This window comes from Methylocaldum sp. (assembly GCF_039794385.1).
Taxonomy (GTDB): domain Bacteria; phylum Pseudomonadota; class Gammaproteobacteria; order Methylococcales; family Methylococcaceae; genus Methylocaldum.
In genome coordinates this window covers 1-7,801 of the sequence record NZ_JBDIVO010000228.1, presented here as the reverse complement: position 1 = coordinate 7,801, position 7,801 = coordinate 1, and the positions used below count along the sequence as shown (strand labels likewise).

The 7,801-nt window shown below is 59.0% G+C and carries 5 protein-coding genes; all 5 read right to left on the bottom strand.

Features of this window, described 5'->3' with window-relative positions; all coding sequences use genetic code 11:
- Positions 1–14: 14 nt before the first annotated feature.
- The 5 genes from ABJK70_RS17060 to ABJK70_RS17040 all read right to left on the bottom strand — a co-directional run bounded on the left by ABJK70_RS17060 (position 15) and on the right by ABJK70_RS17040 (position 7,366).
- On the bottom strand, positions 15–1,586 hold the full coding sequence (locus tag ABJK70_RS17060) for a hypothetical protein (RefSeq protein WP_347258555.1): 1,572 nt from the start codon (positions 1,584–1,586) through the stop codon (positions 15–17).
- Between the two features lie 88 nt (positions 1,587–1,674).
- Positions 1,675–3,168, bottom strand: coding sequence for a patatin-like phospholipase family protein (locus ABJK70_RS17055; protein ID WP_347258554.1), 1,494 nt, complete (start codon positions 3,166–3,168; stop codon positions 1,675–1,677).
- Between the two features lie 11 nt (positions 3,169–3,179).
- Positions 3,180–4,073 carry an acetoacetate decarboxylase family protein gene (locus ABJK70_RS17050; protein WP_077732756.1) on the bottom strand — a complete coding sequence of 298 codons (894 nt, stop codon included), beginning with the start codon at positions 4,071–4,073 and terminating at the stop codon, positions 3,180–3,182.
- 23 nt (positions 4,074–4,096) lie between these two features.
- Entirely contained in the window at positions 4,097–5,125 is a 1,029-nt protein-coding gene (locus ABJK70_RS17045; protein ID WP_077732755.1) for an alpha/beta fold hydrolase, read from the bottom strand.
- A gap of 27 nt (positions 5,126–5,152) precedes the next feature.
- Positions 5,153–7,366 carry a GMC family oxidoreductase gene (locus tag ABJK70_RS17040; protein WP_347258553.1) on the bottom strand — a complete coding sequence of 738 codons (2,214 nt, stop codon included), beginning with the start codon at positions 7,364–7,366 and terminating at the stop codon, positions 5,153–5,155.
- Positions 7,367–7,801: the final 435 nt, after the last annotated feature.

The following is a 7,801-nucleotide window of genomic DNA, read 5'->3' as shown; positions in this document are numbered from 1 at the left end:
TTCCGCCGAATGATTCACTTCCAATCCAGCTTGTCGCTCCAGGTCAGGTTGTCGTCGACCCAATAGCCGAAAATCCTTTTGTCGTCGCCGGGGGCGGGTTTGAGGTCGAGGACGAACAGGGCGCGGCCGACGCTGCGGCGGCGGTAGCTGGGTTTGGTTCTTCTCAGGAGCTTGAGGAGCCAATGTCCGGCGTTCTTTTCCACGACCTGGTCGCGCCAGGTGCCGAAATTGATGTAGGTATAGTTTCGGCCCTTGTCGACGTCCGGTTCTTCTTCCAGGGGATTATGGGTGTGGCCTTCGCCGTGGATGTGGAATCCGTAGATTCGATTTTCGGGCAGGAAAGCCGGGAATTTCTTCATCTCTTCGAAAGTGACCGCCTCTTCCCGGTGGTGGCTGCGGAACCAGGCGAGTATTTTCATGAACCATTCGATCGCCTTGAGTTCGAGCGTGCGGTGCAGCTTGCTCGCGACACCTAGCCACCAGCGCAGAAATTTCAGGCCGATGCGCCGTTTCCGGGGGGAGCTTTCATAGGTGAAGTCCCAGCTCAGCCACTCGGATACCGAGTCTTGCAGGAGCTTTTCTATGGTGTCGGCGAGGTCGGGCCGCTCCTTGAGCTTCCGGGTTTCTTCGATGATGCGTGAAACCGCCGCATAGCTCGGCCGGTAAAGATCGAGTTCGTCGAGGACTTGTTCCAAACGGGTCACCCCGAGGCTTTTCGCTTCCGCCCGTGCTATGCGTTTCCTGTCCTCCTCGGCCAAGGCTTGCTTCGCTTTCCAGATGAACCCGGACAGAACGCCCGCCGCGACCGTATCGCCGAAGCAGGGATCGGTGAACGGCCGATAGCGGAGTTGCCGCCAGGTCTCGATCTGCCAGCCGTTCTCGATGGACCATTCGGGAAGGGCGCGGCAATTGTCCCCATCGCGCCATTGGCCGTGGGTGACGAACAGGCGGAAGCCGAGGTCCGCATAGTAGAACGGAAACCAAGGGGCGCTGTCGGGACTCTTGAACAGGTTTTCGTCGCCGTACATCCGTCCGACCTTCAGTCGATAGTCTTCCGGAATGTCTTTCAGTTGCCAGCCCAGGCATTCTTCGTAAAAGAGCTTGAGCGCATCGGGCGCGGACAGGATTTCCTTGTCATGATTGCCGAGCAGCACCAGGACGTCGACCTTTTTGACGCCTTTGGCCGTGAGCGCGGCCGGCAATTCCTGGAGCATTCGGAAAAATTTGCAATGCCCGCCGGCATGCCCGTCGTGCTGGTCGACGATCCCTTGCATGATCGTTTTGACAATGGCGGGAAATTCCGGATGATCGCGTTCCCAGGGGTAGACTCCTCGCTCCGCCCAGTGCTTGGTGCGGATCATGTCCACCACGTCGCCATCCAGGACGAACACCAGTTCCTCGATTCCTCGGTCTTCGCACAGGAGAGTGATCTCACCGAAGAAATCGTCCCAGTCGTCGCGGCTTTGCACGCCCACCGTGCCGTCGGTGAAATGCACGTCGCTGATGCAGACGCACAGGCGGTTCGGCCTGTTCGGGTCGCTGATATCGATTTCGTGAAAGAATTCGAGCGCTTCGGATTGGCTCATGATCGGTCCTCCGGGGTTTGTTGTTATTCGTTTTCAGTCCCTGAGGGATGGCCCTGGCTTTCCCTGGCGCGGGCGGAGCGGTTCGGGGCTATCCGTACACGTCGTACAATTCGCCGAGAACGAACCGGGCGAAGCGGGCGACGACCTTGAGTTCGTCGGTCACGGTTTGGGTTTCCGTCGCCCGGATGCCGCCGAGCCAATCCTTGACGCCGCCCATCGACAAGCACAGCGTCCCGGTGCCGAGCGGACTCCCGTCCGCCGCAAACAGGTGCGCGGAAACGGTGGACAAATCCCGCCACATGTCGGGACCCGGATCGTCGTGCAGAATCTGCTCCGCAACTAGCCCGTAACGCTGGTTTTCGCTCTCGAAGCGGAGTTCGTAACCGATGCGCCGGGTTCGATTCGGCAGGCTGGTCAGGGAAAAGCGGCTATCGGCAAGCAACACCGTCGGCCCGAAAGCGGGGCTGCTCAGATGGCCGGTGATCCGCGCGGCATGCTCGGGATCGGCGAGAAAAGCCTCGAGGTCGGCGATGTGGATGCACAGTTCGATCTTCAAATCCTGTTTCGATTCCGGTTGCTGCGCCAAGGAGATTTTTCCCTGAAAACACTTCCGGAAGCGGATTCCGGGCACGGGATCTTTCATGCGCGAGGGATTGCTCTGCGCTTCGGCGGTCGTTCCGGGTATCGCGCGCAGATAGGATTTTCCGTCGGCATAGCCCATTTCGATCAAAGTGGCGTGGTCGATCTTGCCGAGATATAGGTCCGGGTCGAGCGGCAAGGGATATTCCGGCTTGACGACATGAACCCGGATCGCACGGGTTTGGCCGTAGGGGCTGTCGCCGTGTTCGATCCGCCGGTTGATCTCTCGGACGGCCTCCAACTGGCTGTTCAGGGCGGCGTTGGCGCTCATTTCCAGCATCTGGACGTACAGATGCAAGGGGCCGCCCCGATAGGTGCCGGTATTGCCCAAACCCCACAAGACCCAGATTTCCTCCGCGCCGTTTTTCACCGTTTCCGTCAGGTTCGCGTCCTGCACGAAGCCGGTATCCAGGTAGATGCCGCCGTCCTTCCGCACCGGGGGAAAAACGCCGGGCAGGGACATGCCGGCAATGATCATGTCTTCGTCGATGTCCCGGTGGGATATCACCTTGACCGCCTTGTTCGCGTAATCCAGGACGTTATAGCTGGCGGAGAGCGAGTCGACGGCGCGGATACGGGCGGTATCGATGCCGAAATGTGGCAGCACTTTGGTGCGAAACCCTTTCGAATCCCCCAGTCCTTCCAGGTTTTCCACATTCAGATAATCCTTGAGCGGCAGGAAGGCGATGGTGTCCTTGAGATTGAGCGTGCGCCAGCGCTGGCAGATTTCGGCCGGCTTCAGTCCGGACAGCAGCATGGACATGTTCAGGCTGCCGCCGGACGTGCCGTCGAAGTACTGAAACTCCAGGCCCGCCTCTTCCAGAGCGAGCAGGATGCCCGCCTGATAAGACAATCGAAGACCGCCGCCCGGAAGGACCAGTGCCCGTTTCGGCTGTCCGGACTTCAAGGGGGCGGTTAGCGGAACCGTGTTGGCTGAGTTCATGGCCGGCCTCCTCAGCGGTTCAGGTTGCCGAAGGTCTGTCCGACGATGGGAGCGGTGGGGGCGGGCGGCCAGGTTTCGTCCAGGGGCAGGTTGATGACGCTTTCCATACCCTCGGGTGCGGTCGTCGGCGGCTGGTCTTGGTGCAAGAACCAGCAATCCATATGATCGTCCAGAGTGCCGACGGCATTGGGGATGAACGCCGTCATCAGCGGCTTGTCTGCGATTTCCAGGGTTTTCAAGGGTTCCGCACGCGGATGGTCGCCCAGCACCAGTCGGGCTTTGGCCCAGTTGAACAGGCATAGGCCCGCTTTACCCTGGAAATAGATGTAGGACTTCATCAGCATGCCGCGGAACGCGCAGTAATTGACCGTGTTCATGTTCAGCGGGAGGGGCGTAGACGAGGGCCGGCCGATTTCGATATAGGTCACCAGTTTGCCGTCGAGATCGTACTGGCTGCTGACGGTGTCGTCGCCGATCTTGAAATCGAGGTTGGCCTGATGTTTCGGCATGCCCCAGATTCCCTTGCCGCCCTTTACCGAAATCTTGGTGGATACCGGCAAGTCGACCACGTACTGCCCGCTGCCGAACCAGTTCATGAACAGCAGCGGCAACAGCGACGGCGCGGGTTTCAGGCCATGGGTGCAGGCGATGCCTATGCTGTATTCGACGTAGGTGCCGATATTGGTGCCGAGATAATTGATGACGGTGACGACCAAAAAGCCCTTGCTGCCCACCCGCAGCGGATGGACTTCCGCCGGCAGCAGAGCCTTCGCCTTGTCCGGGTTGATCGGAAAGACCGCCATGAGGACGGGCGAGGGCGCACATTGAACGGGCAGTTGGAAAGGGATGTTGTCGACCAGGGAGTGTTGCCCCGAGATGGCTTTGATGCGTTTTGGAATACCCATTGTGATTACCTTGTTGTTGTTCGTTATTTGGCTAGTTCTTGAATCATTAGAGGAAATACGTCGGTGGCGGCGTTCTTGCCCATGAAAACATCCAAATGGCTGTATTCGGGCAGCACGTGCAGCGCGTGAAAACCCGGCCGCAGCGCGTCGAAGTATTGCCAGGATTTTCTCTGGCTTTCCGGCAGGAAACAGCGGTTCTTCTCGCCGGCGAAGAATACGAAGCGCGCGTCGGTTTTCGGCGGTGAAGCGGCGAAATCCGACGGCAAATCCGGCAGGCCGTCGACCGAGACCAGGTTGCCTTTTTTGACGCAACGGGCCATTTGCTTGAAAAAGCGTAGCGGCACGTTGCCGAACTCCTGATTGATCCAATCCTCGTGGACCAGGTCGGTCAGGTTTTCGTGCCGCCACAGTGCGGGAAATCCGCTGCCGTAGGTGAAGCTGACCATCTTGCACACGGTGCTGTCGCACTCGTGGTGGACCAGCTTCACCAGGCCGGTAATGGTTTTGGCGATCAGGGTCGGCGCCTCGACGCCCCAATGCGGATTGACGTAAGGGGTTAGTGCGTTGACCACGGGCACGGCGAAATTCAGCTTGAATTCCGACCAGTCCGGGACCACCGGATGCAGCGACACGGCGTTGCTGACGATGGTGGTGACTTCCGGCACCAGTCCGGCGATAGCGGACATGGTAAAAGTGGTCGAGCCTTGGCAGTGGATGATGGCCTTGACTTTCCGCTGCCCGGTCTCTTCCAGGATCTTGCGCACCGCGTGAGGGTGGTCGTAGAGGGCGGCGTGATCCAGAGTCCATTCGTTGGGAGGGAAGTCGATGCTGGCGCGCCAATTTTCCAGCCAGACGTCATATCCGGCTTCCACCAGCGCATCGACGACGGTGGGCTGTCCGGGCGCGCGGAAAATGTTCGCTCGCACCCCGGCGCCATGCACCACGATGACGGGCTCCCGCGTGGGAGCCCGGTCCGCCGAGCGGACGTTGATGAGGTTGAGGGCCAGCCCGTCGCCGGCCGTGAACGGTACGATGCGTTCCGTCAAAGACATGGGACGCTCCTTCCCCGAAGGCGGGGTTCAGGGTTGGATGAAATCCGCGATGCGTTCGGCCAGCGCGGCAATCGTGCGGGACGGGTTGAGGCCCACCGCCCTCGGAATGATGGCGCCGTCGGCTACGTACAGCCCCGGATAGCCGAATACCTCGCCCTTGTGGTCGACCACGCCGTCGGCGATGCTGGTGCCCATGCGGCAACCCCCCAAAGGATGCGGCGTAATGAGATCTTTTAGGATTTCCCAGGTCGCCGGGACTATGGCCGTGCCCCCGGTGGCTTCCGACAGCGTCTTGTGCATGTCGATCAGCGCCTGAACCGCGCCCTCCGATTTCTTGATGTTCCATTCCAGGTCCATCTTGTGGCGGAACGGCGGAATCCAGCTGCGGGAAAGTTTCAGCACACCGTCCGAGGCGTCGACCGCCTGGCCGAACCAGGGCATGACCGCAGACAGCGGATCGCTGCCTTTGTTGAGGGATTTCAGAACCGAGAAGAAATGGCCAAAGTGGTGATCCTTGCTCAAATCCTGAAGGGAATCCTTGAGCAGGTTGGGGAAACCGCCATCCTGCACCCAGAAGCGTTGTTTACGGAAAAAGCCGTCCAGGAAATCGATGGCGCTGGTGATGGTGGGGCCGCGGGTCGGCGAAATTTGGCGGTTCTCATAAATTGCCGGAGTCAGAAAATCGCCGTTGGAACTCCAGCCGACGCCGAGCATCGGGCTCAGCTCGGGCAGGGTGCCGTACTGATCGCGGCAGCGCAGCAAAAGCTCGTTGCTGCCCATGGTACCGGCCGCGACGATCACTTTCTTTGCGTTCAAATGGCCGGGAACCAGTTTTTTCTTCTTCGTGTCGATCACGTCGAAGTCGACCCGGTAGCCCGTGTTGCCGTGCAGGGGGGTGATGCGCTGAACCAGGTGCAGGGGCTTGACCTCCGCGCCGTGCTTTTCGGCGAGAGGGATGTAGTTCAGGTCCAGTGTGTTGCGGGCCTTGACCTGACAGCCGATGTCGCAATTGCCGCAGTGAACGCAGGTCCCCTGTTCCAGGCCGAATGCGTTGACGTGCGATTTCGAGTGCTTGTCGTCGAAGGCGTCGGGCTTGTCGTAGCTGAACTCGGGATCGAAATTGACGGCCAGCGGCATTTTGCGAAAACGCGCCCTATAGCCGCAATTTTCCGCCGCTTCTTTCATGAGCTTCATTTTCGGCGGCCATTGATTGTCCGGCACTTCCTGGACGTTGAGCATCTTGCCGGTTTTTTCGTAATAGGGCTTCAGTGCGTCGTAAGTGATTTCCGCCGGCCAGCCTGATTCGAACGCGAACGGTTCGGCCTCGACGAAGATATTCGCGTAAATCAGCGAGCCGCCGCCGACGCCGCAGCCCTGGGCTACGGCCATGTGCTTGTAGAATCGGATGTCGATCCAGCCGTTGTCCTTTTCGGGTTCTTCGTGGGACCACCACCAAGCATCTTTCGGCCCGCGCGGATAATCCTTCACATCCCAGCGGCGGCCGCGTTCCAGAATGCAGACCTTCATGCCTTTTTCCGCCAGACGGCAGGCGGTGACCGCGCCGCCGAAGCCGCTGCCGATCACGATCACATCGTAATGCAAAGTGTCGTCGACATTCTTGTCGAAGACCTGCCTACCGAATTTCGGGATGACGTAGGCATCCCACAGCTTGCCGGCGAAGAATCGGCCGAACTTTTCGACCGCGGCGGCCTTTTCGGCCAGGTTTTCGGCGTTCGGCACTTCGATGGTCGACAACAGGTCGGCCAACTGTTTGATGCCCAAGGTCAGAATGCCCGCGCCTATGACCGGGCCGGTCTTGTCCTTGCCCCGATGCAGCGTGGTATAGAGGGTCGTGGTGTCGGACCACAGATCGAAACCGGAATCGTCTCTCACGTCTTTATGGCCGGCGAGGTAGTAGTCTTCGCCCTGATTATGGAAGGCCAGTTCGTAGACCATATAGGTCATGTCGGGGTTGTCGGTGGGCTTGAACAGGTTGAAGACCCCGGTGGGCGCCTCGATGCCCATGCCGAGCGGCGCGAAATCGATGGTGCCTTTCAGAGAGCCTAAATGATCGGGATCGCTGACGAAACGGTCCAAATCGTCGATACCGACCTCCGCGTGCATGGCCAGAGTGGTCCCGTCCTGTTTTCCCCGCTGCGCGCCTTCCGCGGTATCGCTCGCCCCCAAAGCAAAATACCCCGACATGGTTTCCTTAAAGGTCAAGGATAAGATCGTCATCATTATTCTCCTTCTCGTTATGGATGATGAATGTATTGTTATAGGTCGGCCCGGAAATGCTTTTTCGGCATTAAGGGTAATCCGATTTAACCCCCGAGTCCGTCACACGATCTACGATTCAAAACTCTCCTGAAAAAAATGAATAATAGTCCGCCTTACGAAAAACGACATCTAAATATTGAAGATAATTGGCCTGACAAGGCAAAAGGCCTTTGTAAACAACGAACCCTTGGTTTGTGCCAGTGCTTTTTATCCCTTATCCCACCGGACATTAAGTATCAGCCGGAAGCGGTTTGGCGCGAGCGGAACACTGAAAAGTGCGGCATATCGATGAGCCGCATGAATTCTGTCGGCTTGCGGCCGCTTCCATGCTAAATGGGCTATACGCTTGTGAGTAGGCTTCAGCCCGCGATTGGCAGGCGCACCGGATCACGGGCT